30 protein-coding genes and 4 tRNA genes are annotated in these 25,772 nt (G+C 41.7%); 17 read left to right on the forward strand and 17 right to left on the reverse strand.

Annotation, left to right across the window (positions count from 1 at the left end; genetic code table 11):
• A complete protein-coding gene (locus ABMY41_RS08560; protein WP_349274500.1) occupies positions 1–756 on the forward strand; it encodes a HesA/MoeB/ThiF family protein in 756 nt (251 codons plus the stop codon).
• Positions 757–820: 64 nt separating this feature from the next.
• Here ABMY41_RS08560 and asd read toward each other — a convergent pair whose 3' ends face one another.
• Both asd and rsgA read right to left on the reverse strand, forming a co-directional pair.
• Positions 821–1,687 carry an archaetidylserine decarboxylase gene (asd, locus tag ABMY41_RS08565; RefSeq protein WP_175083551.1) on the reverse strand — a complete coding sequence of 289 codons (867 nt, stop codon included), beginning with the start codon at positions 1,685–1,687 and terminating at the stop codon, positions 821–823.
• An 18-nt stretch (positions 1,688–1,705) separates the two neighbouring features.
• Positions 1,706–2,764, reverse strand: a complete 1,059-nt coding sequence (gene rsgA / locus ABMY41_RS08570) for a small ribosomal subunit biogenesis GTPase RsgA (protein ID WP_349274501.1) — start codon at positions 2,762–2,764, stop codon at positions 1,706–1,708.
• Positions 2,765–2,886: 122 nt separating this feature from the next.
• Between rsgA and orn the strand changes: the two genes are divergently transcribed.
• From orn to ABMY41_RS08595, 5 genes are all read left to right on the forward strand, one after another.
• A complete protein-coding gene (gene orn, locus ABMY41_RS08575) occupies positions 2,887–3,432 on the forward strand; it encodes an oligoribonuclease (protein WP_054554138.1) in 546 nt (181 codons plus the stop codon).
• A 204-nt stretch (positions 3,433–3,636) separates the two neighbouring features.
• Positions 3,637–3,712: transfer RNA gene (locus tag ABMY41_RS08580), tRNA-Gly, on the forward strand.
• A gap of 239 nt (positions 3,713–3,951) precedes the next feature.
• Positions 3,952–4,027: transfer RNA gene (locus ABMY41_RS08585), tRNA-Gly, on the forward strand.
• An 86-nt stretch (positions 4,028–4,113) separates the two neighbouring features.
• A tRNA-Gly gene (locus tag ABMY41_RS08590) sits at positions 4,114–4,189 on the forward strand.
• Between the two features lie 102 nt (positions 4,190–4,291).
• A tRNA-Gly gene (locus ABMY41_RS08595) sits at positions 4,292–4,367 on the forward strand.
• A gap of 83 nt (positions 4,368–4,450) precedes the next feature.
• On the opposite strand, the gene ABMY41_RS08600 is transcribed toward ABMY41_RS08595, so the two are convergent.
• The 3 genes from ABMY41_RS08600 to ABMY41_RS08610 all read right to left on the reverse strand — a co-directional run bounded on the left by ABMY41_RS08600 (position 4,451) and on the right by ABMY41_RS08610 (position 5,848).
• Positions 4,451–4,876 carry a secondary thiamine-phosphate synthase enzyme YjbQ gene (locus tag ABMY41_RS08600; RefSeq protein ID WP_217875662.1) on the reverse strand — a complete coding sequence of 142 codons (426 nt, stop codon included), beginning with the start codon at positions 4,874–4,876 and terminating at the stop codon, positions 4,451–4,453.
• On the reverse strand, positions 4,873–5,340 hold the full coding sequence (locus ABMY41_RS08605) for a chemotaxis protein CheX (RefSeq protein ID WP_175083479.1): 468 nt from the start codon (positions 5,338–5,340) through the stop codon (positions 4,873–4,875). The genes ABMY41_RS08600 and ABMY41_RS08605 overlap by 4 nt, the downstream gene beginning before the upstream one ends.
• Positions 5,341–5,413: 73 nt before the next feature.
• Complete coding sequence (locus ABMY41_RS08610; RefSeq protein WP_054554141.1) at positions 5,414–5,848, reverse strand: transcriptional repressor; 435 nt, start codon at positions 5,846–5,848, stop codon at positions 5,414–5,416.
• 94 nt (positions 5,849–5,942) lie between these two features.
• Between ABMY41_RS08610 and ABMY41_RS08615 the strand changes: the two genes are divergently transcribed.
• From ABMY41_RS08615 to ABMY41_RS08655, 9 genes are all read left to right on the forward strand, one after another.
• Positions 5,943–6,563, forward strand: coding sequence for a MarC family protein (locus ABMY41_RS08615; protein WP_055020798.1), 621 nt, complete (start codon positions 5,943–5,945; stop codon positions 6,561–6,563).
• 98 nt (positions 6,564–6,661) lie between these two features.
• Complete coding sequence (locus ABMY41_RS08620) at positions 6,662–7,141, forward strand: hypothetical protein (RefSeq protein ID WP_349274502.1); 480 nt, start codon at positions 6,662–6,664, stop codon at positions 7,139–7,141.
• Between the two features lie 236 nt (positions 7,142–7,377).
• On the forward strand, positions 7,378–8,355 hold the full coding sequence (dusA, locus tag ABMY41_RS08625; RefSeq protein ID WP_082422939.1) for a tRNA dihydrouridine(20/20a) synthase DusA: 978 nt from the start codon (positions 7,378–7,380) through the stop codon (positions 8,353–8,355).
• 235 nt (positions 8,356–8,590) lie between these two features.
• The gene (locus ABMY41_RS08630) at positions 8,591–9,265 is read left to right on the forward strand and encodes a PspA/IM30 family protein (protein ID WP_054561117.1); all 675 of its coding nucleotides are present in this window, start codon (positions 8,591–8,593) and stop codon (positions 9,263–9,265) included.
• Between the two features lie 10 nt (positions 9,266–9,275).
• A complete protein-coding gene (locus ABMY41_RS08635; protein ID WP_054554145.1) occupies positions 9,276–9,482 on the forward strand; it encodes a PspC domain-containing protein in 207 nt (68 codons plus the stop codon).
• A 9-nt stretch (positions 9,483–9,491) separates the two neighbouring features.
• Entirely contained in the window at positions 9,492–9,818 is a 327-nt protein-coding gene (locus ABMY41_RS08640; RefSeq protein WP_054554146.1) for a hypothetical protein, read from the forward strand.
• 80 nt (positions 9,819–9,898) lie between these two features.
• Positions 9,899–10,405, forward strand: a complete 507-nt coding sequence (locus tag ABMY41_RS08645; RefSeq protein WP_130166184.1) for a copper chaperone PCu(A)C — start codon at positions 9,899–9,901, stop codon at positions 10,403–10,405.
• A gap of 8 nt (positions 10,406–10,413) precedes the next feature.
• On the forward strand, positions 10,414–11,400 hold the full coding sequence (locus ABMY41_RS08650) for a DUF2333 family protein (RefSeq protein ID WP_349274503.1): 987 nt from the start codon (positions 10,414–10,416) through the stop codon (positions 11,398–11,400).
• Positions 11,401–11,404: 4 nt separating this feature from the next.
• The gene (locus ABMY41_RS08655; RefSeq protein ID WP_349274508.1) at positions 11,405–12,172 is read left to right on the forward strand and encodes a TIGR04219 family outer membrane beta-barrel protein; all 768 of its coding nucleotides are present in this window, start codon (positions 11,405–11,407) and stop codon (positions 12,170–12,172) included.
• A 33-nt stretch (positions 12,173–12,205) separates the two neighbouring features.
• On the opposite strand, the gene ABMY41_RS08660 is transcribed toward ABMY41_RS08655, so the two are convergent.
• Both ABMY41_RS08660 and ABMY41_RS08665 read right to left on the reverse strand, forming a co-directional pair.
• Complete coding sequence (locus ABMY41_RS08660) at positions 12,206–13,093, reverse strand: TIGR03899 family protein (protein ID WP_349274504.1); 888 nt, start codon at positions 13,091–13,093, stop codon at positions 12,206–12,208.
• The gene (locus ABMY41_RS08665) at positions 13,062–13,568 is read right to left on the reverse strand and encodes an SRPBCC family protein (protein WP_287244229.1); all 507 of its coding nucleotides are present in this window, start codon (positions 13,566–13,568) and stop codon (positions 13,062–13,064) included. The genes ABMY41_RS08660 and ABMY41_RS08665 overlap by 32 nt, the downstream gene beginning before the upstream one ends.
• Before the next feature lie 259 nt (positions 13,569–13,827).
• Between ABMY41_RS08665 and ABMY41_RS08670 the strand changes: the two genes are divergently transcribed.
• Together ABMY41_RS08670 and ABMY41_RS08675 are read left to right on the forward strand one after the other, a co-directional pair.
• Positions 13,828–16,023, forward strand: a complete 2,196-nt coding sequence (locus tag ABMY41_RS08670; RefSeq protein ID WP_287244231.1) for an EAL domain-containing protein — start codon at positions 13,828–13,830, stop codon at positions 16,021–16,023.
• Positions 16,024–16,144: 121 nt separating this feature from the next.
• Complete coding sequence (locus ABMY41_RS08675) at positions 16,145–18,322, forward strand: YgiQ family radical SAM protein (protein WP_349274505.1); 2,178 nt, start codon at positions 16,145–16,147, stop codon at positions 18,320–18,322.
• Between the two features lie 36 nt (positions 18,323–18,358).
• Here ABMY41_RS08675 and mgtE read toward each other — a convergent pair whose 3' ends face one another.
• The 10 genes from mgtE to kdsC all read right to left on the reverse strand — a co-directional run bounded on the left by mgtE (position 18,359) and on the right by kdsC (position 25,771).
• Positions 18,359–19,717 (reverse strand): magnesium transporter, encoded by a 1,359-nt coding sequence (gene mgtE / locus ABMY41_RS08680; RefSeq protein ID WP_054561109.1) that lies wholly within the window; start codon positions 19,715–19,717, stop codon positions 18,359–18,361.
• A 211-nt stretch (positions 19,718–19,928) separates the two neighbouring features.
• Positions 19,929–20,201 carry an HPr family phosphocarrier protein gene (locus ABMY41_RS08685; RefSeq protein WP_054561108.1) on the reverse strand — a complete coding sequence of 91 codons (273 nt, stop codon included), beginning with the start codon at positions 20,199–20,201 and terminating at the stop codon, positions 19,929–19,931.
• A 13-nt stretch (positions 20,202–20,214) separates the two neighbouring features.
• Entirely contained in the window at positions 20,215–21,060 is an 846-nt protein-coding gene (gene rapZ / locus ABMY41_RS08690) for an RNase adapter RapZ (protein WP_287244236.1), read from the reverse strand.
• Positions 21,061–21,513, reverse strand: coding sequence for a PTS IIA-like nitrogen regulatory protein PtsN (ptsN, locus tag ABMY41_RS08695; protein WP_054561106.1), 453 nt, complete (start codon positions 21,511–21,513; stop codon positions 21,061–21,063).
• A gap of 3 nt (positions 21,514–21,516) precedes the next feature.
• Complete coding sequence (hpf, locus tag ABMY41_RS08700; protein WP_036971325.1) at positions 21,517–21,804, reverse strand: ribosome hibernation promoting factor; 288 nt, start codon at positions 21,802–21,804, stop codon at positions 21,517–21,519.
• Positions 21,805–21,831: 27 nt separating this feature from the next.
• Positions 21,832–23,328, reverse strand: coding sequence for an RNA polymerase factor sigma-54 (locus ABMY41_RS08705; RefSeq protein ID WP_175080034.1), 1,497 nt, complete (start codon positions 23,326–23,328; stop codon positions 21,832–21,834).
• A gap of 107 nt (positions 23,329–23,435) precedes the next feature.
• Positions 23,436–24,161, reverse strand: a complete 726-nt coding sequence (gene lptB / locus ABMY41_RS08710; RefSeq protein WP_062566533.1) for an LPS export ABC transporter ATP-binding protein — start codon at positions 24,159–24,161, stop codon at positions 23,436–23,438.
• Positions 24,158–24,679, reverse strand: coding sequence for a lipopolysaccharide transport periplasmic protein LptA (gene lptA, locus ABMY41_RS08715; protein ID WP_062566532.1), 522 nt, complete (start codon positions 24,677–24,679; stop codon positions 24,158–24,160). Before lptA ends, lptB begins: the two co-directional genes overlap by 4 nt.
• Positions 24,669–25,223, reverse strand: a complete 555-nt coding sequence (gene lptC, locus ABMY41_RS08720; protein ID WP_062566531.1) for an LPS export ABC transporter periplasmic protein LptC — start codon at positions 25,221–25,223, stop codon at positions 24,669–24,671. Before lptC ends, lptA begins: the two co-directional genes overlap by 11 nt.
• Positions 25,220–25,771, reverse strand: a complete 552-nt coding sequence (gene kdsC / locus ABMY41_RS08725) for a 3-deoxy-manno-octulosonate-8-phosphatase KdsC (protein WP_054561100.1) — start codon at positions 25,769–25,771, stop codon at positions 25,220–25,222. Before kdsC ends, lptC begins: the two co-directional genes overlap by 4 nt.
• Position 25,772 lies beyond the last annotated feature (1 nt).

A 25,772-nucleotide genomic window follows, 5' to 3' on the forward strand; every position in this document is an offset into this window, starting at 1 on the left:
ATGAGCGCGTTAAGCGACAAAGAGCAAATTCGTTATAGCCGCCACTTGCTATTAAAAGAGGTGGGGCATGCGGGGCAGCAAAAGTTAAAGACTGCACATATTGTGGTTGTCGGAGCTGGTGGGCTTGGCTCACCAGCACTGTTTTATTTAGCGGCAGCAGGAATAGGAACGCTCACTTTGATTGACGACGATAAAGTTGAGCTTTCAAATCTACAGCGACAAATACTCTATAAAGTAAACCACATGGGGCAGGCAAAAACACAGGCGGCTGCCAAGGTGTTAAGCAGTTTAAATAATCAAATTACTGTTAAGCCTCTATGCCAAAAGCTTGATGAAAGTAACTGTGCTGAGCTACTTGAAGGTGCTGACATCATCCTCGATTGCAGTGATAACTTTGCTACCCGCTATTTGGTTAATCGCTATTGTTTAGCTAAGTCTATTCCGCTTGTATCAGCTGCGGCTATTACAACGCAAGGGCAGGTGATGAGTTTTGATTTTCGTCATGAACAGAGCCCTTGCTATGGTTGTGTATTCCCGCAAACGGAGGAGCAAACAGTACTTAATTGTGACAATGCTGGGGTATTGAGCCCGTTACTGGGTGTTATGGGAAGCATGCAAAGTTTATTGGCTATCAATATATTGCTTGGCCATAAAACGGGTAGTGAGTTTATTCAATTTGATGGGCTAACACTATTGCAGCAGCGCTTTAATATTCAAAAAGATAGTGAGTGCTCAGAGTGTAATCGTGGGATGTAGGCGCGGTTTATAATGAATTTTAAGCAAACCACTTTTGCTCAAGTGGTTTGCTTAATTGAACTTATTAGTCGTTAATTTTCGCAAATGGTGTGCCCATGCGCGTCACTGTTTCTGGGTGTTGATCTGATAAGAACTCAGCTTGATTTGCTCCCCAGGCTAAAATAACGGTAGAGCCTAACTTAAAGCGACCCATTTCTTCACCCTTCTTCAGAGTAATCGCGTTGTCACCTGTAGTTGGGTAATTCCAACTAAATACATCTTTACCTGCTGGTGGCGTGACTGTGCCTGCCCAAATAGTCTCGATGCTAGCAACAATTGTCGCACCGACAAGTACCATGGCAAGCGGGCCAATTTCGGTTTCGAAGATAGCTACAACACGCTCGTTACGAGCAAATAGGTTAGGTACATTTTGTGCTGTTAACGGGTTTACCGAAAATAAATCACCCGGTACGTAGATCATTTTGCTCAGCGTACCATCAACAGGCATGTGAATACGGTGGTAATCTTTTGGTGCTAAATAAATCGTTGCAAACTTACCGCCTAAAAACGGTGCAGTGTCTTCTTCTTTGCCACCAAGGAGTGCTTGTAAGCTGTAGTCATGGCCTTTTGCTTGGATGATTTGACCGTCGACTACATCGCCTAATTGGCTAATTGCACCATCAACTGGGTGAGCGATAATGTCGCTTTCTTCAGCAAGTGGACGAATACCTTCTTTTAATGGGCGAGTGAAAAACTCATTAAAAGTTTTGTAATGAGCTGGATCTGGGTATTTAGCCTCACTCATATCAATTTTGTATTGTTTGATAAACAATTTAATTAAGGCCGTTGTTAAGCCACCCGCTTTTGCTGCTGCTAACTTGCCAACCATGCGCGAAATGAAATGTTTTGGCATGGCATATTGCATAGCAATTTTGAATTTATCTAAACTCACTTGTTATTTCCTAAATAGTTATACGCGAGGAGCGCGTGCACCAGCACGGCCGTCGGCCATAGTTTCTAAAATTCGGTGGTAACTGTCAAAACGAAGTTCTGAAATTTCACCATCATCAACAGCTTGGCGAATTATACAGCCAGGATCGTTTAAATGTTTACAATCGCGAAAACGACAGCCACCAATAAAATCACGGAACTCTTTAAAGCACCATGTAACGCGCTCAACATCTAAATGCCATAAGCCAAACTCACGAATTCCCGGTGAGTCGATTAGGTTACCACCACTCGGTAAATGGTGTAATCGCGATACGGTTGTTGTGTGTTGACCAAGGCCGCTGTTCTCAGATACTTCTTGGGTTAAGATGTCAGCATCAGGCAGTACAGTGTTCACTAAGGTTGATTTACCCACACCACTTTGACCAACAAAAATGCTGTTTTTATCGACCAGTTTTTGTTTAAGCTCATCAATGCCTTGACCGGTTTTATGACTGACTAATAGTACTTGATAACCTAGCTCACGATAGATATCGAGAATTTCATCAATAAAAGCAAGGCCTTCATTGTCAATTAAATCTATTTTATTAAGCACTAAAATAGGCTCAATCCCCATGTCTTCACAGGCAACTAAATAGCGGTCGATTATGTTTGGCGTAAACTCAGGCAATACAGCAGAGACCATTAAAATTTGGTCAATATTGGCAGCGACGACTTTCACCCCGTCATAAAAATCAGGGCGAGTTAGTTGTGAGCGACGCTCATGAGTTGCTTCAATAACGCCTGCTAAGTCGCCTTCGCTAACTTTTGCACGGCGAAAAATAACTTCATCACCACATACAAGGCTCGATACTGTTCTGCGTATATTACAGCGCAATACTTCGCCTGATTCGGTTTCGATATCGGCATGTTGGCCAAATCGACTGATCACAACCGCATTTTCGGCAGGGCCTAAATTGTCATTTTGCCATTGCACAGTTGCCCCTTTCTGTTGCTTTTTGTCTGCATTAGAGAGGCGTTTTTGATGATTGGCCTTAATTCGACGCGATTGGCCTTTACTTAATTTCTTTTGTTTTGCCACTTTTGGCCTATAACTTGAGTAAATGTCGGGCTTTTTGAAAAAAAAGCTTTAGGTCGACTGATGATACTAATATGATATATCTAAATGCGTTGGATCTAAAGGAAAGCACCGCTAAGGTAACTATGTCTTTTCATAAATCAAATCTTATCTGGCTCGACCTGGAAATGACAGGCCTCGAACCAGCAACAGATAAAATACTCGAAATTGCCACTGTTGTCACCGACAGTGATTTAAACATCTTGGCTGAAGGCCCTGTTATTGCTATTCATCAAAGCGATGAACTGCTTGATGGCATGGACGAGTGGTGCACGACTCAGCACGGTCAATCTGGTTTAACAGCTCGTTGTAAAGCAAGCACATTCACTGAACAAGATGCTATTGATCAAACATTGGCATTTCTAAAGCAATGGGTACCTGCGGGTGCTTCACCTATGTGTGGTAATTCTATCGGCCAAGACCGCCGTTTTATGAATAAGTACATGCCTGAATTGGAAGACTACTTTCACTACCGTAACCTTGATGTGAGTACAGTTAAAGAGCTTGCACGTCGTTGGAAACCTGACGTATTAGCGCAAGTGAACAAAAAAGGTTCACATCTAGCCCTCGACGATATCAAAGATTCGATCATGGAATTAAAGGTTTACCAAGAAAAATTCTTTAATTTGTAAAAAACATTTGCAAACACATCGGATTATTGTAGAATCCTGCCCCGCTTAAGACGTTAACCCCCGCGGGGTTAGTGTGTCTTTAGCTAAACTTTTATAGTTGTATAGTTGAAAGTTATAATTTGCGGCACTAGCTCAGTTGCCAGAACGTTTTACCGCAACCTTCAGGTTGTGCGACAACGGACAAATTACTGACTACTTTTGAATGCGGCACTAGCTCAGTTGGTAGAGCGCAACCTTGCCAAGGTTGAGGTCACGAGTTCGAGCCTCGTGTGCCGCTCCAATTTCTCACCAAAAGAAGTTGGCTTAAGTTTCAAGGGGAAAGTAACTAACTTGAAGCTTGTAACTTAAAACTAGTAACTTATTGTGCGGCACTAGCTCAGTTGCCAGAACGTTTCACCGCAACCTTCAGGTTGTGCTACAACGGACAAATTACTGACTACTTTAAAGCGGCACTAGCTCAGTTGGTAGAGCGCAACCTTCAGGTTGTGCTACAACGGACAAATTACTGACTACTTTAAAGCGGCACTAGCTCAGTTGGTAGAGCGCAACCTTGCCAAGGTTGAGGTCACGAGTTCGAGCCTCGTGTGCCGCTCCAATTTCTTCACCAAAAGAAATTGGCTTAAGTTTCAAGGGGAAAGTAACTAACTTGAAGCTTGTAACTTAAAACTAGTAACTTATTGTGCGGCACTAGCTCAGTTGGTAGAGCGCAACCTTGCCAAGGTTGAGGTCACGAGTTCGAGCCTCGTGTGCCGCTCCAATTTCTCACCAAAAGAAATTGATATAAGTTTCAAGGGGAAAGTTGAAAGCTCCAAGCTATTCAAACTTGTAACTTGAATCTTGTAACTAGAAATTATTTGATGCGGCACTAGCTCAGTTGGTAGAGCGCAACCTTGCCAAGGTTGAGGTCACGAGTTCGAGCCTCGTGTGCCGCTCCAATCTCTAAAAAATCCCAAAAACACTTTCTTAAATAATTTAGTTAATACCAAGGTTTGCATACAGCTTACAGCTTACAGCTAGTTTAGATCTGACCTTGAACCGTCGCGACAATACGTCTAGCGCCACCATGATCTCGGTGTTCACCTAAATAGATACCTTGCCAAGTACCTAGCATTAAACGGCCTTGGTTAATTGGAATAGTGAGCTCAGCACCTAATGTACTGCTTTTTATGTGGGCTGGCATGTCGTCATCACCTTCATAATCATGGCGGTAATAACTTTGTCGTTCTGGCACAAAATGATTGAAGTGACTTTCCATATCCATTCTTACTGTAGGATCTGCATTTTCGTTAATAGTTAAGCTTGCAGAAGTGTGTTGAATGAATAGGTGTAATAAGCCGACTTTGTATTGTGCTATCTCTGGAAGTTGACGAAGTAGCTCGTCATCAATGATGTGAAAGCCTCGTGAGCGAGGCTTCAATTGAATGGTTTTTTGCTGCCAGCTCATAGTTTATCAAAGCTAACTTCAATATTGGCGTTACCATCAGCAGACGTGAATGGAATTAACACTTTAGCGCCTTCACATTTATGTGCAATTGTATGTCCCTTACCAGACACTACAACTGGCGTCGCCATATCAAACTCATAGCCTTTTTCGCCAAGTAGGTTTTTAGCGCCACCTGTTACCATGTTAGTAATTTCACCTACCATGTCGGTTACTTCTTCGTTCACCGCATCAGGGCGTTCACCTAGCATTCTTTCCATAATCGTCAGTGCTAGATTTTCATCAAAGGTGATTGAAAGTGAACCTTTAGTTTGTGGGCCAACCATACCAATCAAACCTGATACATCGCCACGGGCTAGTTCGTCTTTCTTTAAACTAGGTTTACCCGGCTTTAATTCTGTTTGAGCCATAGTGCTCAATACATTTAATAATGATGATAAAAAAGGGTTGATGAACTCCACATTCATTATTTATTTTCCCTTAGGTTTCGAAATGCCGTTAATCATACTTTAAGTGTAGTGGTTGTTTCAAACACCGCACTTATTCTTTGCATTTTTCGCATTTACCGTGCGCTTCGATTGTTTGTCCTGAGACAATAAATCCACTTTCTGCAGCTAAGTTATTAAGTTCATGAGAAATTACTGTTGAATGTAATTCTTTTACATAACCACAGCTGTCACAAATTAATAACTGTACAGGGTGAATGTGATCAAAATGATGGCACAACATAAATGAGTTGGTGCTTTCAATTTTATGAATAAAGCCAAGTTCCGATAAGAAATCGAGCGCTCGATAAATAGTGGCAGGTTTTGCGCCTGACTCAGTTAATTTGAGTTGTTCTAATAAGTCATAAGCACCCACACCACCTTGCGCACTAGCTAACAGGCGGAATACTTTTTCACGGATAGGTGTGAAACGTGCACCACGATTATCGCATACTTGTTTTGCTTTACTGACGAGTGATTCTATATTCATCTTCTCTTATCCTTACGCTACCGTGATATACTAACATACTGTATTGTAGTTGCAGTGTTTTTATTCGCTAACACGTTTTCAGGGAGTTTTCTTAATGAGTGAATTGCTAGCTGCATTCATTTTCTTTTTTGCCGTCATTGACCCTATCGGGACCGTGCCTGTTTTTATTGCTGTTACACGCTGGGATGACGCCAAATTTAAGCGCAAAGTTGCATTAAAAGCGGTTGGCGTTTCGGCACTGGTGCTATTATTTTTTGTTGTTGCGGGCGAATTACTTTTAAACGCGATCAATATTCCACTTTCGGCATTTCAGATTGCCGGAGGTATCGTATTATTACTGTTTGCTTTGTCGATGATCTTCGGTGAAAGTAAACCAGAAACAGAAATCAAAAGTGTTCGAGATAGCACCGAAACCGCTATTTTTCCGTTGGCGATTCCTTCTATCGCCAGCCCCGGTGCCATGCTTGGTGCAGTACTGATGACTCGAAATACCGAATACACTTGGTATGAGCAACTTATAACCTCATCAATTATGCTTTCAGTACTAGTAATCGTATTGGTTTTATTACTGCTTGCCACGCATGTACATAAGTTAATTGGCGACAGTGGCGCAAGTATTATTAGTCGGGTGATGGGCTTAATTTTATCGTCAGTGGCGGTTACCAATATCTTAGGCGGTATCGCTCACTACTTCGGTTTGAGTGTTGTCGGCTAGTTTTAATTTAAAGTGCATTTTCAGTGATTTAAACTTTGAATAATTGCCTTCTTTTATCTAACTTTAAAGAAGGCAATATAAAATTTAAGGAACAAAGAATGCTAATCAAAAATGTCGTCTTATCTGCTTTTCTGATTTTTAGTTTAGGTGCTTGCATGGAGCCGACCTATGATAGTGGTAAGCTAAAAGTCATTGAAGTAACAGATCATGATTTTAAAATTAATGGTGAAAGCGCAGTAACCGTAATTGTTGGTCATGCCAATGTGGCGGAATACAGCTTTTCACTTCGTAAAAGTGATTTAAAGAAAGGCACGCTCCTGCAGTCTGTGTCTGACAGTAATCCAAATGTACGTGCAGATGGTACCTTCTTTAGTGAATATTATGTGCAATCAAAAGATCATGATACGCGTGCATCAATTGAAATTGTCGAAATGGACCCCGTTGAGAAAGTAGCGCGAATTGCAGTGGGTGCTAAGTTAGTTAACCTGAAAAACGAGGACTACAAAGAGCTTGAAATTACGATTTTGGAGCTTACGGGCCAAAACCTTGAACATCTCCTAAGTAAAGTAAAAATGTAGACTTAGCATTTTACCTTATTCATCAAAGAAGTGAGATTGCAGTACACTTCTTCGCCTCTTTTCATCATCTGATCTTCGATTAAGCCATGCCGCGAGCCAGCTTCGGTGGTATAATGGTCGCAATTTTTCATTTCGGTGCATACCTAAAGGGTATGTGTCATCGCTATATTAAGCGTTAATCGTATTAGGTAATTTAAGTTGCAAGTAAATGCATTGATCTTTAAAGGGGCCATGTTATGAGCACAACGACATTAAACCGCCGTTTTTCCGTGGCACCCATGCTGGATTGGACTGATCGTCACTGTCGAACCTTTCACCGCAAAATGACTAAGCATGCTGTGCTTTACACTGAGATGGTGACAACCGGCGCTATTTTATTTGGTAAAGGCGATTACTTACACTTTAATGAGCATGAAGGGCCAGTGGCATTGCAACTTGGTGGCTCAGATCCTGAAGCGTTGGCTAAGTGTGCAAAGTTAGCGGCGGAGCGCGGCTATCATGAAGTAAATTTAAATGTCGGCTGTCCGTCTGATCGTGTACAAAATGGTCGTTTTGGTGCTTGTTTAATGGCTGAGCCTAAACTGGTTGCTGACTGCGTTGCTGCAATGAAGGCCGAAGTGACTATTCCTGTTACTGTTAAAACTCGCATTGGTATTGATGAGCAAGACTCGTATGAGTTTTTATGTGCTTTAATCGAAGCGAGTCATGATGTTGGCTGTGATGACTTTATTATTCATGCGCGTAAAGCGTGGTTAAATGGCTTAAGCCCAAAAGAGAATCGTGAGATCCCACCTCTTGATTACCCGCGGGTTTACCAGTTGAAAAAAGATTATCCGCAACTTCACTTAAGCTTAAATGGTGGCGTGAAAACAATTGCTGATAGCGTAGCTCACCTTGAGTATGTTGATGGCATTATGATTGGTCGTGAGGCGTATAGTAATCCGTTTATTTTGTCTGAGGTTGACGAAAACATTTATGGTGATGAAGCCTTTACGCTAAGTCGTCATCAGGTTGTACGCTCGATGTACGACTATATTGAAGACGAAATGAGTAAAGGCGCTAACTTTTGGCATATAGCTCGCCATATGTTGGGAATTTTTCAAGGCCAACCTGGTGCGCGTGGTTTTAGACGCCACCTTTCAGAAAAAGGCCATGGTAAAGCGGCCGATTTATCTGTTATGGATAAAGCCTTAAGTTTTGTCCCAGAAGCCTAATCATTTACCCTATTAAAAAGCCACATTTTGTGGCTTTTTTTGATCCTAAAATTTAGTGAAAAAGTTAATTTTTTAGTCAAATTAGTTATTTTTTATTCAGTCACTAGTCAGCCTAAATCTAAATTTAATTGACTCAACTTATTGTATCTAAATAACAAATTTAATTTATTCGTTAGTTGGCACAAGAATTGGAATCTCCTAGCTGTATTAACCCAATAATCAACAGGAGAGTCACATGGGTGTATTAAATCGCGTAAATGACATTATTCAGGCAAACCTTTCTGCAGCATTAGACAAAGCTGAAGATCCTGAAAAGTTACTTAATCTACTCGTGCAAGAAATGCAGGATGCACTGACTGAATGCCGTGCAACTGCTGCGACATTCTTAACGCAAGAAAAGCAAATGAAGCGTGAAATTGCAGCGAAACAAGCAAAAGTAGCTGATTGGCAAGCGAAAGCAGAAAAAGCGTTGAGTAAAGATCGTGATGATCTTGCCAAAGCAGCATTAGTTGAAAAGCAGCGTTTAACGACAGAAATCGAAGCGCAACAAGCTGAAATGGATAAAGTGGCAGAGTCACTCGCTAAATTGACAGAAGATTGTCAGCGTTTACAAAACAAGCTTGCAGATGCAAAAGCCAAACAGCTGACTTACATGCAAAAAGAACGCGTTGTTACAGCACGCTTAAAAGTAAAAGAGCAGCTGCATAGCAGTAAAGTTGAAGATGCATTAGCGCGTTTTGACTACTTAGAGCAGCGCGTTGAAAACATTGAGTCGCAAGTTGAAGCGTATGAGCTGACACAAAGTGATGCTGCAAATTCAACAGCAGCACAATTCGCTGCCCTTGAGAAAGATGAAGCAATCGATAAAGAGCTTGCTGACTTGAAAGCAACGATGAAGCAGTCGGCTTAGGAGGTTAATAATGAATACTTATCACACATCGACACGTTGGTACCGTGATCTGAGTAATAAAAAGATCTCGGGTGTGTGTAGCGGACTCGCTGCGCGCTTGGGCTTTCCTGTATGGTCAACACGTTTGGTCATGATCATATTACTTATTCAAATGCCGCTGTTAATAGGCGTGGGTTATTTAGTGGCTCATTGCACTTTACCCGTGAAAGGTTACTAGGAGTAGGACATGAAAACGTTAGCTATCATCATTTTGGCAATGTTATTACTATGCACTGATGCGGTTTCATTTGTATCGTTTGACTCATGGCAATTACCTTTATCAATTGCTGATATGAGTTGGGCTGGGCTTGAGGTCATCGGTGCAATAGTGGCAGTCATTGCCGTCGTTGCAGGTGTGGCGTTATTTACTATTGGCCTACTTGGCGCAGGTGTTGTTGCTTTGATTGGTGTTGTGCTTGCGTTTTTATTTGGCTCAGTCATGATTGCATGGCCACTTTTACTCATCGCGGCATTATGCTGGTTGATTGCCGATAACAAAAAATCGCCAGCTTAAGGTACTAATAAACTGCCTTAATACATAAAATATGCTAAATTTAGCGGGTAAGTTAATGTCTTAACAAGGATTAAAACATAATGAAACTGTGGCCCGCACTCTCTTTTCTTACCGCAAGTTTATTTTTTAGTACTTTTTTATCTGCCCATAGTGGCCATGATCATAGCGATGTTGCCGAAGTAACCGTAAGCAATGCGCAGGTACGTGAATTTTTACCAGCCAGTAAAGCCAGCGTGGCTTATTTAACTATTACTAACCCAAGTGAGCATGCAACGGTATTAACTAAAGCTGAGCTTGATGGTTTAGGACGTGTTGAAATTCATCAGCATACTCATGTTGATGGCATGATGAAAATGGAACAGGTTTTATCATTAAAGATTGATGGTCACAGCAGTGTTGAGTTTAAACCGGGTGGTTATCACTTAATGGTGTTTGAACCTGAAGATCAACTAAAAGCAGGGCAAGAACGAAAACTCACGCTATATTTTAATGATGGCAATCGAGTTTTTACTCAAGCCAAGGTTGTGTCTTTACAAGAAATGTCTGAGCAGGCATCAAAAAAAAGTAAAGAGCACTCACATCACTAGGAGGTATTATGTCTGAGCATAAAGGAAAAATAGCCAGTGCATTACTTATTATACTAATTATTTTTTACGCGATTGCTGTTTACTGGAGTAGTGAACCGGCTCGTATGGATGTTGTTAGCAAGGCAAAACAGGAAGCGCAAATGCGCGGTGAAAAGTTTGTCACCGGCTACACAACAACGACTACGTTGATCAATGTGGCAAGTACATTATTAAATAAGCCTGGCGGCTACTTATCTAACGATATGATGCCACCGAGTGTGATGATGGATAACATGCCAGCGTGGGAATATGGCGCGCTTGAGATGACCCGAGATTTGGTGTTGTCGATGCGTAAAGACTTCAGTCGTTCACAGTCTCAATCAACTGAGCACGAAGCACTTAAAAAAGCACAGCCGCAATTTAATATTAGCTCGGTAGCATGGGCGTGGCCAAGCGCTGAAACTGAATATCAAAAGGGTATCGATTTACTCATTGTATACCGTACCCAAATTGCGGATAAGAACGATCGAGATAGCCAGTTTTATGCCCGTGCCGATAACTTACGTGGCTGGTTAAAAGAAGCTGAAAAGCGTTTAGGTAGTTTAAGCCAGCGTTTAAGTGCAAGTGTTGGTCAAGATCGTTTGAATACTGATTTAGCTGGCGATACTGCGGCTCATCAAGCAACATACACCCCTTTGCAAAGCCAAGTAAAAACATCTTGGTGGCAAATTGATGATGTATTTTATGAATCGCGTGGTGCAACGTGGGCATTACTGCACTTTTTACAAGCGGTTGAATATGATTTTGCTGATGTCTTAGAAAAGAAAAATGCTCGTGTTAGTCTGCAACAAATTATTCGTGAATTAGAGGCCACGCAAGAAACTGTGTGGAGCCCAATGATCTTAAATGGCAGTGGTTTTGGTTTTGTTGCTAACCACTCACTGGTCATGGCGAATTATATTTCTCGAGCCAATGCGGCTCTAATTGAACTTAGCGAACTTTTAGCGCAAGGATAAAATGATGAAAAAGTACTGTTTAGCAGCTGCCCTTTCAATGGCCTGTTTAGCTCCAACAGCGCAAGCTGATACATTATTAGGTTTATACCTAGGTGTTGATGGCTGGCAATCAGATAACAGCGGTAGTTTTGCTCAAGACGGAAATCTACAAAGCTTTAAATTTGATGATGAAACGTTTACGAGCTACTACGCAGCACTTGAGCACCCAGTGCCGTTGGTACCAAACCTTAAACTAAAATACACTGAACTTGAGTTAAATGGTGATACTACACTCGATGAAACATTTAGTTTCGGTGGTTCTGATTACGTTGTAGGCACACAAGTAGGCACAGTGAGTGATTTATCACATGTTGACTACATCCTATATTACGAAATCTTTGATAATGATTTGGTTTCAATTGATTTAGGTGTAAACGCTAAACAATTTGACGGTGAAATTATGGTAACGGGTACTTCGCAAGAAGGTGGTCCAAGTACAACTGAGCGCGTTGATTTTTCTGGTTTCGTACCTTTAGTGTATGGCCGTGCTGAAGTTGGCTTGCCGTTAACAGGTTTAAGCGTATTCTTTGAAGGTAGCTTACTGGCTATTGACGATAGCAAAATTCAAGACTATCAAGCGGGTGTTGCATACGCTTTACTTGATAACTTAGCAATTGATATGGACATTAAAGCGGGTTACCGCTCAATGACTTTAGAGCTTGATGATATTGATGATATCTACACAGATTTAGATGCATCAGGCCCATTTGCGGGTATTCAAATCCACTTCTAATCGAGTTTTTCGGTTTATATTTAGCTGGCAGCTTTATTTTAAAGCTTGCCAGTTAACTTCAAATTCATCTTCTAATGATGTTGAAAGTATCTGCTTATAAGCCTTATTTATTGGCGATGCGATTAGCTTTCTTAACTCGTCGCCCGTTTGTGTAAATTTATAATAACTGAGTACTAAGTCATTACTTTTTGCTTTTAAAACCAAGCGTTGATTCATAAAGCTCAGCACCAGTTCTTGGCCAGCTTTTAAAACAGCTGATTCGATTTCTTTTCGATACAGCAAGTTAATATCCATCAGGGTAAGAATGTCAGGAAAGCTAACAGGGGTTTTCCCTAAATTAAATGACACCTTGTTACCTTTTCTAAGTAAATCAAACAGCGAAGGCTTCTTGTAAAAGCCAAGTAAAATTAAGTGGCTGTTATCTTTTTCATTGAAGCCACACAGTGATGTACAGCGCTGAAGGGCATCTGCTTCGCGCTGTGTCATGTGTTTAAGTGTTTGTAAGCTTTTAATCGAAAAGGTGCCCGGTGACACGGTCTCACCTGCGAGTATTTTTGCCCATAGCTTTTGCATTGAAGAATTAGCTGTGTCTTCACATAAACTAATAAAGCGCTCTATCCAATCAAAATCGGGTTGTTGTTGGCCCGTGACATCGGGGCAAAACGCCATAGCCATCGCCATAATGGTTTCGATATTTTCTTGGCGCTTAATGAATTGAATTTCTTGGCGAGTTTGGGCGCGCTCTAAAAGGCTTGCTTGCGCTTTAATTTGATAAGCTAACTGCTGTTGACCTTGTGCTGAGTAGCTGTCATCACCAGCATGGTTGATCCTAGCCGATGATGCCTTATGAATAGGGTAGCCAAGCTGGTTTTCTATGATATTAGCAAGATTAACTCTCGCCTGAGCTGCTTTCACTGTCATCGGTCACACTGTCCTTGCCTGTTGTTGCTAACTGCGCATGAGTTTTGATGTTATTGAGCGCCAGTTTTACTGTGTTATTGAGAATATACTGGCTTAGTAAAGCAAGGTAGCCACCAATAATAGGGGTGTTGACCTCACCTTTTAATGAACACTCAATGTTAACGTTATCACCCTCAGGTAAATAGCGGATTGTGCCTTGGGCAATGTGTTCTTTATTAAATAAGATATTAAATGAAAGCTGGCTGTTGTCGAGGTGGGTGATGGTCATTTCACCTTCGCCAAAGCGACTTTGCCAAAATTGATGTGCACCTACACCTTGGCTAGGCTCTGCAATGGTAAATTCAATACTCGGGTCGACAGCCTGCCATGGTTGCCATTTAGGCCATTGATTAAAGTCACCAACAAGGCTCGCAACTTCAGCACTGCTCGCATTCACTTTAATTGATTTGTGAACAGTATATTGCGGTGAAAGCATGAGCCCAATCACAAGTGAGATCAGAATGCTGATAAAAATCGCTTTTAGGGTAAAAATGAGTATTTTAATAATCTCACCTCAGGCAATTGTTTTATAACTTTCATAACATTATACGTAACATAGACTATAATCTGTTTGATACTATATAAGCTATCACTAATGTATCATAGTTAAATAAGTGATAGAATTTTGAGCATCGCTGTAAAATGGAGTGGCACCATAGTTACAGTATTACGGGGATCACTTTAAGGAATTATTAATGGCATCAGAGAGTAACGACTTTTTGTTTAGTGACCAAGATGACGAACAGTTAGTGGATGAAACTGTCTCTGATTTTTGGGACGTATTAATTGTCGATGATGATCCAGAAATACATTCAGTTACTAAGCTTGCTCTTTCAGGCGTCGAGTTTTGGGATAAAGGGCTGCGATTCCACCATGCCTACTCAGGTGCAGAAGCGCTCGAATTACTTAAAAATGACCATTCGATTTCGGTAATACTCCTTGATGTGGTTATGGAGTCAGATGATGCTGGCTTGCAAGTTGTAAAGCAGGTTAGAGAGTGCCTCAATAATCACAATGTGCGCATTATTTTACGTACCGGACAACCAGGCTATGCACCTGAAGAAAAAGTGATCCGCGAATACGATATCAACGACTACAAAACAAAAACAGAACTTACACGTAGTAAACTTATCACCGCCCTGGTTACTGCTATTCGCTCTTATGAGCAAGTATGTCAGCTCGAATTTCAAAGCCGCGCGTTAAATAATATTTTGTATGCATCTAAGGCTATTCTTGGTTTTACTGATATCAAAGCCTTTTCAATGGCAGTGATTAAGCAGCTCTCAATTATTTTAGATTGCGAACCGCAAGGTTTACTGTGTGGTTCTATTGAAGATGACAATCAGGTTTATGTTTTAGGTGGTTGTGCTGAATATAATGAGTTTATTGGCCAGGGTATTGAGCAGCTTGATGATGGCCGTATTATCATGCAAGTTAACAACTGCCTAGCCGAAGGTGAGCATCAGCACACCGATGTAGATAGTACGTACTTATTAAAAAGCAAAAACCGCCAAGCAGCTATTTACTTAGAAACCGAGCACACACCAAGTCCTTCGCAACTACAATTTGCAGAGATATTTTTAACCAATGTCAGTGTTGGTCTTGATAATGTTAGGTTGTTCAACCGTTTACGTGATGCAGCTTATAAAGATGTTTTAACTGGCTTATCGAATCGTAACGATTTCATGAATAAAGTGGAGCGTTACTACCAGCCGGGTAAAAGTGACTATGTCTTTTTATTAATTGATGTTGCGCAATTCTCTGATATTAACAATGGCTTAGGCCAAGAGATTGGTAACTTATTACTAAATGCCATTGTTGATAGGCTACATCAAGAATACCCAAATGCAAAGCTGCTCTCGCGTATTGGTGCAGATGTGTTTGGCTTACTGTTACCCGTTGGTGAATGTGATGTTGAGCTACTACGCGAGCATTTAAGTTTGCCGTTTAATGCAGGTGAACACATTTTACCAATCAACTTTAATATTGGCCTTTGTTATCAAGGTGACTTCCTGCAAGCAGGGATCGAGACCTTAAAGCTGGGCTACATTGCGCTTAATCAGGCTAAAAAACAATCTTCTGAAATGGTGGTGACGTATACCCCAGACATGGAAGAGAAAATGGCTTGGCGTTTAGGGATCATCAGACAACTTCGTCAAGATTTTGAGCAGCGTAAATTAGAGGTTTGGTTTCAGCCACAACTTGATTTAAACACCCTTGAAATCATTGGCTGTGAAGCGCTACTGCGTTGGCCGTCAGGTAATGGTCAGTATATTTCGCCAGCGATTTTCGTTCCAATGGCTGAAGATGCCGGTTTAATTGTCGATATAGGGCAGTGGGTGCTAGAGCAAGCATGTATGCAGCAAAAGCGCCTCGAAGCAATGGGCTTTGCAATTAGCATTGCTGTGAATGTTTCAGTGCCGCAGTTTAAAGTTAAAGGCTATGCTCAACAAGTAAAAGACACGCTTATTAAATACGATGTAAAACCGCAGTTTATTGAACTCGAAGTGACCGAAAGCGTGGTTATGGATGAGCTAGCTAATGTGATCACCACACTAAAAGAACTTAAAGAGTTTGGTATCGAGATTGCGATTGACGACTTTGGTACAGGGTTCTCATCGTTAAGTTACTTGCAAAAACTGCCACTAGACAGACTCAAAATTGATCGCGATTTTATTAAAGACTTACCAGGTCAAGATTGTCAGGCGATTGCTGCGTTAATTATTTCTCTTGGTGCAAGGTTAGGCTTAAAAACCATAGCAGAAGGGGTCGAGACACAAGCGCAAGCAGATTATTTAGCCCAGCTTGGCTGTGATGAAGTGCAAGGCTTCATGTATGCTAAGCCTATGCCAGAAAAAGAGTTAATTACCTACCTGCAAGCTAAACAATAGAAAGTTTCAACAAAAGCATATTAATTAAACAGCGCCCTCCCATGTGAAGGGCGTTTTGTTTTCTATAATAATCTATAAGACTGAGGTATAATTCGCCCCTTTTGTTAGCAGAGTACACTTTATGAGCGCATTAAAAGCCGAGCGAGGCCTGTTTTCTTACCCTAAGTATTGGGCTGAATGCTATGGCACGGCGCCATTTTTACCAACCACTCGTGCAGAAATGGACGCGTTAGGCTGGGATAGCTGTGACGTGATCATTGTCAGTGGTGATGCGTATGTAGATCACCCAAGTTTCGGTATGGCTGTGATAGGGCGTATGCTTGAGTCACAGGGTTTTCGTGTGGGTATAATTGCACAGCCTGATTGGAACTCAAAAGATGCCTTTATGGCGTTAGGTAAGCCTAATTTATTCTTTGGTGTTACAGCGGGTAATATGGACTCGATGATCAACCGTTATACTGCTGAAAAGCGTATGCGTCATGATGATGCTTATACGCCGGGTAACATAGGCGGTAAACGTCCTGACCGTGCGGTAGTTGTTTACAGCCAACGCTGTCGCGAAGCTTATAAAGATGTGCCGCTGATCATTGGTGGTATTGAGGCGAGTTTACGCCGTATTGCTCATTATGATTATTGGCAAGAAAAAGTACGCCGTAGCGTATTGTTTGATGCCAAAGCTGACATTCTAATTTACGGTAATGCTGAGCGCCCACTTGTTGAAGTTGCCCACCGTATTGCCGCAGGTGAGTCGGTTGAGACAATTCAAGATATTCGTGGTACTGCGGTTATTCGTAAAGAACCATTACTGGGTTGGCGTGGTAGTGACTCAACTGCAATAGATAAAATAGGTAAGATTGATCCAATTCCAAACCCGTATGGCGCAGATGATGTGGGTTGTAGTAAATCTGAATTTAAAAAAGCAGGTATTGATTTAAGTGCCGAGGCGGCTAAGCCAATCACTATTCAGCCTGCTCGCCCTAAGCCTTGGGAAAAGACCTACGTTAAGCTGCCAGCGTATGAGCAAGTAAGTGTAAATAAACCGCTTTATGCCCATGCCTCGCGTATTTTGCACCAAGAAACAAACCCAGGTTGCGCCCGTGCGTTATTTCAACGCCATGGCGATCGTTCTATTTGGGTTAACCCGCCAGCATTCCCACTTGAAACTGAAGAAATGGATGGCGTATTTGGTTTGCCTTATCAGCGTATTCCACACCCAAGCTACGGCGATGAAAAAATCCCAGCCTATGAAATGATTAAAACCTCGGTGAACATCATGCGTGGTTGCTTTGGTGGTTGTTCTTTCTGTTCGATTACAGAACACGAAGGACGCATTATTCAAAGCCGTTCTGAGCAATCAATTATTGATGAAATTGAGCAAATTCGTGACAAGGTGCCGGGATTTACAGGTGTTATCTCTGACTTAGGCGGACCGACAGCGAATATGTATAAGTTACGCTGTAAGAGCAAAAAGGCAGAGAGCACGTGTCGTCGTTTATCATGTGTTTATCCTGATATCTGTAAGCATATGGACACGGATCACACCCCAACCATTGAGCTTTATAAAAAAGCCCGTGATATAAAAGGTGTCAAGAAAATCTTAATTGCGTCTGGCGTACGTTATGACTTAGCCGTTGAAGATCCGCGCTACGTAAAAGAGTTAGTTACCCATCACGTAGGCGGGTACTTAAAAATTGCCCCTGAGCATACTGAAGATGGTCCATTGTCTAAGATGATGAAGCCGGGCATGGGTGCTTACGATAAGTTTAAAGAGTTATTTGATAAATACTCAAAAGAAGCGGGTAAAAAGCAGTATTTGATCCCGTATTTTATTTCTGCTCACCCAGGAACGAAAGACGAAGACATGGTGAACATGGCGTTGTGGTTAAAGTCTCATGACTTTAAGCTTGATCAAGTGCAAAACTTTTATCCATCGCCGATGGCCAATGCAACCACGATTTATCACACAGAGATGAACTCGCTGCGCAATATTAAGAACAATACTGAGCAAGTGCCTGTTCCAAAAGGCGCACGCCAGCGTCGCTTACACAAAGCGATTTTACGTTACCACGATCCCGCTGGTTGGCCGATGATTCGTGAAGCTCTAAGAAAAATGGGCAAAGCGAATCTAATCGGTAAAGGACCGAACTGTTTGGTACCTGAAGAAGGTCGTAACGAGAAAGCTGCTAGAGGAAAAGGCGGTAAAGGCCGTGCGGCACTGACTCGTCACACCGGTTTTAGCCAGTTTAAAAAGGCCAATACCAAACCTCGAGTAGGTAAAAATAAGCAGCGCGCAAAGTAAAAGATATAAATACGGCCCTTAAAGGGCCGTTTTATATTAGATCAATAACCAAGTCGCGGTGCCTAAAAAGGCAAAGATACCAACAATATCAGTGACGGTTGTCAGCACTACGCTCCCTGCAAGGGCTGGGTCAATTTTCATTTTCTTAAGAATTAATGGAATGCTCGCGCCCGCAATACCAGCGGCAACAAGATTCATAAACATTGCAAAGGCCAGCACTGCGCCGAGCTTAAAGTCCCACTGCCATAGGGCAACCACACCAGCAATTAATATCGACCAAATAATGCCATTCAGTGCGCCAATCGCTAACTCCTTAAGTAATAAGAAGCGTTGGTTGGTTTGGTTGATATGACCAACCGCTATACCACGAATAACCAGAGTTAGGGTTTGGCTACCCGCAACACCCCCCATTGAAGGGACGATACCATTGAGTACCGCTAAAATAGGCAAGATTGCTAAGGTGTTTTCGAAAAAGCTTGCCACAATTGCTGCTAACAATGCGGTTAATAAGTTAACCCCAAGCCAAATAGAGCGACGCTGCGAACTTTTTAGCACTGGCGCAAAGGTATCTTCTTCGTCGTCAAGACCCGCGAGGCTTAGCATGCTGTGCTCTGCATCTTCACGGATTACGTCAACGATATCATCGATGGTAATACGACCAAGCAAGTGAGCGTTATCATCCACAACAGGGGCTGAAATCCAGTTGTGACGCTCGAACAGTTGCGCTACATCACTTTCATCCATAGAGATTAGGATTGACTCACAGTCTTCATCCATTAAATCACGAACAATTTTATCTGAAGGACTGGTCAGCAATGTAGTTAATGAAAGCGCGCCTAAAAAGCAGTTATGCTTATCAACTACATATAAGTCATCGGTACCCTCTGGTAGCTCACCTCGTAAGCGTAAATAGCGCAGTACAACATCGAGGGTAACGTCAGGACGAATGGTGACCGTATCGCTGTTCATCAAGGCACCGGCTGAACGCTCTTGATAAGAAAGTGCTTGAGTTGCTCTTTCTCTATCTTGTGAGTCCATGGCACTGACTACGTCTTGATATACGGTATCAGGAAGACTACGTAAAACCTCACCTAAGTCATCGTCGTCCATATCTTCAGTGGCAGCAGCAATGTGCTCAGGCTCCATCTGGGCAATAATGCCAAGACGTACATCTTCAGAGAGTTCTTCTAGAACATCACCACGGACATCTGGATCAACCAGCTGCCAAAGCATACGACGAATTTTATGGGGAGAAGATTCAAGTAAAAGGGCTGTATCACAAGGTGCCGTTTTGGCTAACATACCGCGCACTTGAACAAATTGACCACTATTGAGTGACTTGGTCACTTGTTTGAGTTGTTGTAGTGGGTAATCTTGTTCAAAGGCTTCTGGCATTGGCGTCCTTACAACTGAAAAAAGTTTAAATAGGCTAAGCAAATACAGCATAGTTGCTTTGTAGTGTATTTGCAGAGATATCGTCGCACTGCGATAAATTTATTAAGAGTTTTGTAATTTAGAAAAGCGAGCGATATAAAAGTAGGATATTTAAAGGGAATTTTAAATATCCGAATTAAGTTTACCGTAAACCCTGAAGTCTTAGCAAATGCTATTCTTGCTCGTGGAAGCGTTGTGCAATTAATTCGCCGATTGCCGTTAATGCTGCATCGGCGTCAGGGCCTTCGCACACAACGCGAACTTCTTTACCCTGACTACTTTCAAGTAGCATTAATGCTAACACGCTGTCGCCTTCAGCTTCTTTATCATCTTGATAAAGCGTAATTTTGGCATCAAATTGCAGTGCTAATTGCGCTAAAACAGTAGCAGCACGAGCATGTAAGCCAAGTTTGTTTTGAATTAAAAAGGTATCTTCAGCGTGCATTGTTGGTGCCTAATTAAATGTCTTGTTCGCGGTGGCGAATTTTTACATTAGCATGAGTTTTAGAAAAGCTCTCACCAATTGTTTGCGCTAAGTAAACAGAGCGATGTTGGCCACCGGTACAGCCAATAGCAATAGTCAGATAACTGCGGTTATTGCGCTCTAAGTGCGGTAACCAAGTTTGCACAAAGGTTTGTATTTGCCACGTAAATTTTTGCACTATGTTGTGACTAGCTAGGTAATCTTTGACTGGTTGGTCAAGGCCTGTTAGTGGCTTTAAATCAGGTTCCCAGTGTGGGTTAGGTAAAAAGCGTGCGTCAAAAACGTAGTCCGCTTCTTTTGGAATACCATGCTTAAAGCCAAACGACATAAAGGTAATAATTAGCTTTTTATCTTTTTTACCTAAAATCTTTTCGCGAATTGATTCTGCTAACTGATGAACACTTAGATCCGTGGTATCAATCATAAAGTCAGCGCGAGTGATCAACACATCAAGCAGGATTTTTTCTTGTTTAATGGCCAGATCAAGCGGCAAAGAATCAATAGATAGTGGATGCAAGCGGCGTGTTTCTGAAAAGCGCTTGATCAGAGTTTGGTCATCACTGTCTAAATAGAACAGTGTTGGGTTTGCGAAACCTGGCAGGTACTCAAGAATATCATTAAATTCTTGCTGCTCTTTCGGTAAGTTACGCACGTCGATGCTGACCGCTATTTTATCGTAGTTATCAGACACACTGCGTACGAGCGAAGGCAGTAAATTAACCGGAATATTATCAACGCAATAATAGCCTAAGTCTTCAAGTACTCGTAAAGCGACCGATTTACCTGAGCCTGAGCGACCGCTGATAATTATTAATTCCATTTATGCCTCTGCTGATATGACCTGAAACAGTTGCTGATCGGTAGTAGCACTACGCAGCTGTTTACAAAACTCTTTATCTTTAAGTCTATCAGCAATTGTTGATAAGGTCTTTAGGTGAAGCTGACAGTCACCATCTGGTACGATGAGTGCCACAAAAATATCAACTGGACGATTATCAATTGCATCAAAATTAATAGGGGATTCACTCACTATCACAAATGCATGAGGCTCATCTGCGCCGCTCATTCGGCCATGTGGAATAGCAATACCTCGGCCAATGCCGGTGCTACCTAGTTTTTCTCGGTTGAGTAAAGCATCTAGGATATCTTGTTGCGATAAATGAGGAAGCTGCTGGTGGGCCAGTTCGCTGATATATTCAAGAATTCTTTTTTTGCTATTAAAAAGGACCGCAGCTTTGCTGCAGTCCTGGTTAGTAAGTGAACTTAGTTTCATAATTTAATGTCGAGCTAATTTCTCTTTGTGTTTAATGACTTGGCGATCAAGTTTATCGATCAGTGAGTCAATGGCTGCGTACATATCTTGATGTTCTGTAGAAGCGAACAATTCGCCTCCGTTTACATGTAAAGTTGCTTCTGCTTTTTGGCTTAATTTTTCTACATCTAGAATGACATGAACATTATTAATATGGTCAAAATGCCTTTCTAGTTTCGCAAACTTGGTGTTTACATAGTCTCTTAATGAATCTGTGATTTCTACATGACGACCAGTTAAATTTAGTTGCATAAGCATTTTTCCTTCTATGTAAAACGTCTAAATCAGACTCTTACGCTGATTAGACGGAGGTATTGCTAGAGACTCACGATATTTTGCAATTGTACGTCTAGCTACTTTAATTCCTTGCTCGGCCAATATATCTGCAATTTTGCTATCACTCAATGGTTTAGCTGAGTTTTCTGCAGCGACTAACTTCTTGATTAAAGCGCGTATTGCTGTAGAAGAACACTCACCACCATTTTCGGTGCTGACATGGCTTGAGAAGAAATATTTCAACTCAAAAATACCCCGTGGGGTATGCATATATTTTTGCGTTGTTACCCGTGAAATCGTCGATTCATGCATTTCGACCATTTCAGCAACATCATTTAGCACCATCGGCTTCATTGCTTCAGGGCCATGCTCAAAGAAAGCTTGTTGTTGTTGAACGATACAGTTGGTCACTTTTAATAGCGTATCGTTACGGCTTTCTAAGCTTTTAATAAACCACTTAGCTTCTTGTAAGTGAGAGCGAATAAATTGGCTGTCGCTACTTGATTTAACAGAGCGAGACATCGCCGCATATTGGCTATTCACTCTAATCTTTGGCATACAGTCTGGGTTTAACTCGACTACCCAGCGACCTTTTACTTTTTTTACTGATACATCAGGTATGACGTACTCAGACTCTTCGCGCACTATGCTATCCGCAGGCTTAGGATTTAAGCTGTGGATGAGCGTCATCACTTCTTTAAGCTCGTTTTCTTTAAGCTTAGTCTTTTTCATCAAAGTTCGATAGTCGCGACTCGCTAATAATTCGATATGCTCAGATAAAACCATTTTAGTTTCAGCTAAATATGGCGTATTAGCATCGAATTGGCGTAACTGAATGCACAGACATTCTTGTAAACTGCGTGCGCCAATACCCACAGGATCAAATAACTGAATTCTTTTTAAGACCGCTTCGACTTCATCAAGTTCGATTTCTTCTTCATCGTTATTTTGATTAAAGCTTTCGACTATATCTTCACAGCTTACCGTTAAAATACCTGAGTCATCGATAGCTTCTACAATTGCCACAGCAATCGCTTCATCAGTAGGGCTAAATGGCGTGAGCTGTAATTGCCACATTAGGTATTCATGAAGGGTTTCGGTTGATGCTCCCTGATAGATAGATTCATCTTCAGGCATTGGCCCTGACGATGTTGAAGGGGCGGCACTCATGTACTCATCCCACGTGACGTCCATTGCTAAGTCATCGCTTACGGTGTCTTTATTGAGAGCATCACTACTTTCTTGCTCGTACTCGCTAGGTGCTTCTTCGGCAGACGCGCTGACTTGCACATCGTCAGGCTCCGCTTTTTGCTCATTCTTGCCGGTGCTTTCTTCATTGTAATCCGCTTCTTCCACTTCAAGCAGGGGATTACTATCAAGCGCTTCTTGAATTTCTTGCTGGAGATCCAATGTACTGAGCTGCAACAAACGAATCGCTTGTTGCAGTTGTGGAGTCATTGTAAGTTGCTGGCCCATGCGCAGCTGTAATGATTGCCTCATGTATCCCTAACAATCCTTTTTAAGTTATCGATAACTGTATAAACACAGTTATCGATTTATTGTCATTGTTATAAGTCTAGCAGATGCTCTAGTCGCTGGCGTAATGGTTACAGCCTGAATTGCTCGCCTAGATATACATCGCGTACAGTTTGGTCTGCTAATACGTGCTCAGGTGTGCCTGATGCAATTAGCTCCCCATGAGAAACAATGTAGGCTTTTTCACAAACATCAAGGGTTTCTCGAACATTATGGTCAGTAATTAGTACACCGATACCACGATTTTTTAGGTGCTCAATAATTTTCTTTATATCTAACACTGAAATTGGATCAACACCAGCAAAAGGCTCATCTAAAAGGATAAATTTAGGATTAGCGGCTAATGCGCGAGCAATTTCTACACGGCGTCGCTCACCACCTGACAGCGCCATACCTTGGCTGTCACGAATATGTTGAATACTAAACTCATCGAGTAAGCTATTGAGTGTTTCTTCGCGGGTGGTTTTATTTAGATCTTTACGAGTTTCTAAAATGGCCATCAAGTTTTGGTAAACCGTCAACTTTCGAAAAATTGACGATTCTTGTGGCAGATAGCCAATACCCAAACGCGCACGGCTATGCATTGGTAAAAGGGTGATATCGTTATCATCAATACTGATTTTACCTTTGTCGCTAGGTACTAGGCCTACAATCATATAGAAGGTCGTTGTTTTACCTGCGCCATTAGGGCCAAGCAAGCCAACAATACTGCCAGCTTCAACTTCAAGACCGACATTTTTAACCACTTGGCGGCCTTTGTAGCTTTTAGCTAAAAGCTCTGCTTTTAATGTGCTCATGGTTGGCCTTTATTATCTTTTTTATTTTCAACAGGCACTAAAATAGTGTGTACACGATCTGTTGAGTTTTCGTCTTTTTCAGCACTGATCAGCTGCTGTGCCATATCATAGGTAATGCTTTTTGCTGTTACTTTTTGACCTGCTTGAGTAACTTCAGCTTCACCATTTAAGGTTAAGAAGCGTTTTGCAACATCATAACGTACTTCTTCGGCGCTGGCGCTCATCACGGTGCCATCAGCTTGCTTTTCTTCGAAGTAAGCAGGCTTACCTGTGGCAATAATCAACTCTACTGTACCTTCGGTATCACCGCCGTGTGCTTCAAGGCGCTCTGCGGTAATACGACGATTACCATGCACGATCTCTACGTTACCTTCAAATATGCCAACGCCATCTTTTAGTTTACCTACTTGGCGATCTGAGCTAATGCTAATTTGAGCGCCAGTTTGCTCGGCAGCTGCGCCCGAAAAGGCAATCAATAAGCTTGGGATCAGGAGTAATTTCTTCAGTTTATTGGTCATAGTATATGGTTCGTGTATGGTTAGTTAACTCAACAATTTCGGTTTTTAAATCGGCTTTTAAGCCTTTTCCGGTAATCTTTAAATTCGGTCCTGTTAGTGTCACAGGTTGCTTAGAAAACATGGTCATTTTATCAATGTCGACATTAATGTTTTCTGCTTTTATATCTTCAATCATGCCGTTGTGGGTTAAGTTTTTAGCAACTACATCCCCTTCAAAAATCAGCTGATCGTTTTCGTACAATGTGGCTTCTTTGGCTTTTACTTGCCAAACCTGCTGGTCGCCATAAATAGTAAAAATAGGTTGCTCAAAAAAGGTAAACCCTAATTGTTGATACAACTCCATTTTAGCAGCAGCCACTTTATGACTAATTTTGCCTTGCTCGTCATACGCTGTTTGCTTTAACGCCACTGCAGTGTAATCAGGTGTTGCGATGATCTCGTCTTCACTAGTTATTGTGTCTGTTGATTGGTTAAAGTACGGGTACCATAACCACACCATGCAACAAACAAAAACAATACTCAGTAAAATACGGGCTATATTCATGCGCTGGTTCCATCGCTAGTTAACGGCTTACCGTTTTCTAACATCAGTAAATCAGTTAATTCACGCACAGCTCCAAAGCCACCTGGTAATAATGTGGTGTAATGAGCCAGCTTTTTAATCAGTGGGTGTGCGTCGTTTACAGCAACAGCAAACCCTACTTTTTCCATTACTGGTAAGTCTGGACCATCATCACCAATATAGGCAATTTGTTCATCAGTCAGCCCCAGTTTATCTTTTAACTCTTGATAAGCAATCAGCTTATCTTCTTGTCCCTGATAAATGTGCTGAACTGTTAGGCTAGTCATTCGCTGCTGAACTATTTGTGAATGGCGGCCAGTAATCACTGCCACTTCAAAACCACTATTAATGAGCGCTTTAATACCAAAGCCATCTTTAGTATTAAATGCTTTAAGCTCTTCGCCATCATTACCTAAATAAATTCGGCCATCAGAAAAAACGCCATCTATATCACAGATTAGCAATTTTACTTTTTGTGCGCGCTGACTCACATCAGGGCTAAGAGGCTGGTATAGCTCGGCGAATGTCATT

The sequence above is a fragment of the Pseudoalteromonas sp. BZA4 genome, assembly GCF_040104395.1.
Taxonomy (GTDB): Bacteria; Pseudomonadota; Gammaproteobacteria; order Enterobacterales; family Alteromonadaceae; genus Pseudoalteromonas.

Excerpts from the sequence above, each read along its gene's own strand:
- ABMY41_RS08635 (WP_054554145.1), top strand. The coding sequence starts at position 9,276 with ATGAATACTTATCACACATCGACACGTTGGTACCGTGATCTGAGTAAT.
- hpf (WP_036971325.1), bottom strand. The coding sequence starts at position 21,804 with ATGCAACTAAATTTAACTGGTCGTCATGTAGAAATCACAGATTCATTA.
- ABMY41_RS08610 (WP_054554141.1), bottom strand. The coding sequence starts at position 5,848 with ATGAATATAGAATCACTCGTCAGTAAAGCAAAACAAGTATGCGATAAT.
- orn (WP_054554138.1), top strand. The coding sequence starts at position 2,887 with ATGTCTTTTCATAAATCAAATCTTATCTGGCTCGACCTGGAAATGACA.
- ABMY41_RS08620 (WP_349274502.1), top strand. The coding sequence starts at position 6,662 with ATGCTAATCAAAAATGTCGTCTTATCTGCTTTTCTGATTTTTAGTTTA.
- ptsN (WP_054561106.1), bottom strand. The coding sequence starts at position 21,513 with ATGAAACTAAGTTCACTTACTAACCAGGACTGCAGCAAAGCTGCGGTC.
- ABMY41_RS08705 (WP_175080034.1), bottom strand. The coding sequence starts at position 23,328 with ATGAGGCAATCATTACAGCTGCGCATGGGCCAGCAACTTACAATGACT.
- ABMY41_RS08630 (WP_054561117.1), top strand. The coding sequence starts at position 8,591 with ATGGGTGTATTAAATCGCGTAAATGACATTATTCAGGCAAACCTTTCT.
- rapZ (WP_287244236.1), bottom strand. The coding sequence starts at position 21,060 with ATGGAATTAATAATTATCAGCGGTCGCTCAGGCTCAGGTAAATCGGTC.
- ABMY41_RS08645 (WP_130166184.1), top strand. The coding sequence starts at position 9,899 with ATGAAACTGTGGCCCGCACTCTCTTTTCTTACCGCAAGTTTATTTTTT.
- ABMY41_RS08670 (WP_287244231.1), top strand. The coding sequence starts at position 13,828 with ATGGCATCAGAGAGTAACGACTTTTTGTTTAGTGACCAAGATGACGAA.
- ABMY41_RS08655 (WP_349274508.1), top strand. The coding sequence starts at position 11,405 with ATGAAAAAGTACTGTTTAGCAGCTGCCCTTTCAATGGCCTGTTTAGCT.
- ABMY41_RS08600 (WP_217875662.1), bottom strand. The coding sequence starts at position 4,876 with ATGAGCTGGCAGCAAAAAACCATTCAATTGAAGCCTCGCTCACGAGGC.
- ABMY41_RS08685 (WP_054561108.1), bottom strand. The coding sequence starts at position 20,201 with ATGCACGCTGAAGATACCTTTTTAATTCAAAACAAACTTGGCTTACAT.
- lptC (WP_062566531.1), bottom strand. The coding sequence starts at position 25,223 with ATGAATATAGCCCGTATTTTACTGAGTATTGTTTTTGTTTGTTGCATG.
- ABMY41_RS08650 (WP_349274503.1), top strand. The coding sequence starts at position 10,414 with ATGTCTGAGCATAAAGGAAAAATAGCCAGTGCATTACTTATTATACTA.
- ABMY41_RS08560 (WP_349274500.1), top strand. The coding sequence starts at position 1 with ATGAGCGCGTTAAGCGACAAAGAGCAAATTCGTTATAGCCGCCACTTG.
- ABMY41_RS08660 (WP_349274504.1), bottom strand. The coding sequence starts at position 13,093 with ATGACAGTGAAAGCAGCTCAGGCGAGAGTTAATCTTGCTAATATCATA.
- ABMY41_RS08665 (WP_287244229.1), bottom strand. The coding sequence starts at position 13,568 with ATGCTTTCACCGCAATATACTGTTCACAAATCAATTAAAGTGAATGCG.
- mgtE (WP_054561109.1), bottom strand. The coding sequence starts at position 19,717 with ATGCCAGAAGCCTTTGAACAAGATTACCCACTACAACAACTCAAACAA.
- dusA (WP_082422939.1), top strand. The coding sequence starts at position 7,378 with ATGAGCACAACGACATTAAACCGCCGTTTTTCCGTGGCACCCATGCTG.
- kdsC (WP_054561100.1), bottom strand. The coding sequence starts at position 25,771 with ATGACATTCGCCGAGCTATACCAGCCTCTTAGCCCTGATGTGAGTCAG.
- lptB (WP_062566533.1), bottom strand. The coding sequence starts at position 24,161 with ATGAGCACATTAAAAGCAGAGCTTTTAGCTAAAAGCTACAAAGGCCGC.
- ABMY41_RS08615 (WP_055020798.1), top strand. The coding sequence starts at position 5,943 with ATGAGTGAATTGCTAGCTGCATTCATTTTCTTTTTTGCCGTCATTGAC.
- ABMY41_RS08605 (WP_175083479.1), bottom strand. The coding sequence starts at position 5,340 with ATGAATGTGGAGTTCATCAACCCTTTTTTATCATCATTATTAAATGTA.
- ABMY41_RS08675 (WP_349274505.1), top strand. The coding sequence starts at position 16,145 with ATGAGCGCATTAAAAGCCGAGCGAGGCCTGTTTTCTTACCCTAAGTAT.
- ABMY41_RS08640 (WP_054554146.1), top strand. The coding sequence starts at position 9,492 with ATGAAAACGTTAGCTATCATCATTTTGGCAATGTTATTACTATGCACT.
- lptA (WP_062566532.1), bottom strand. The coding sequence starts at position 24,679 with ATGACCAATAAACTGAAGAAATTACTCCTGATCCCAAGCTTATTGATT.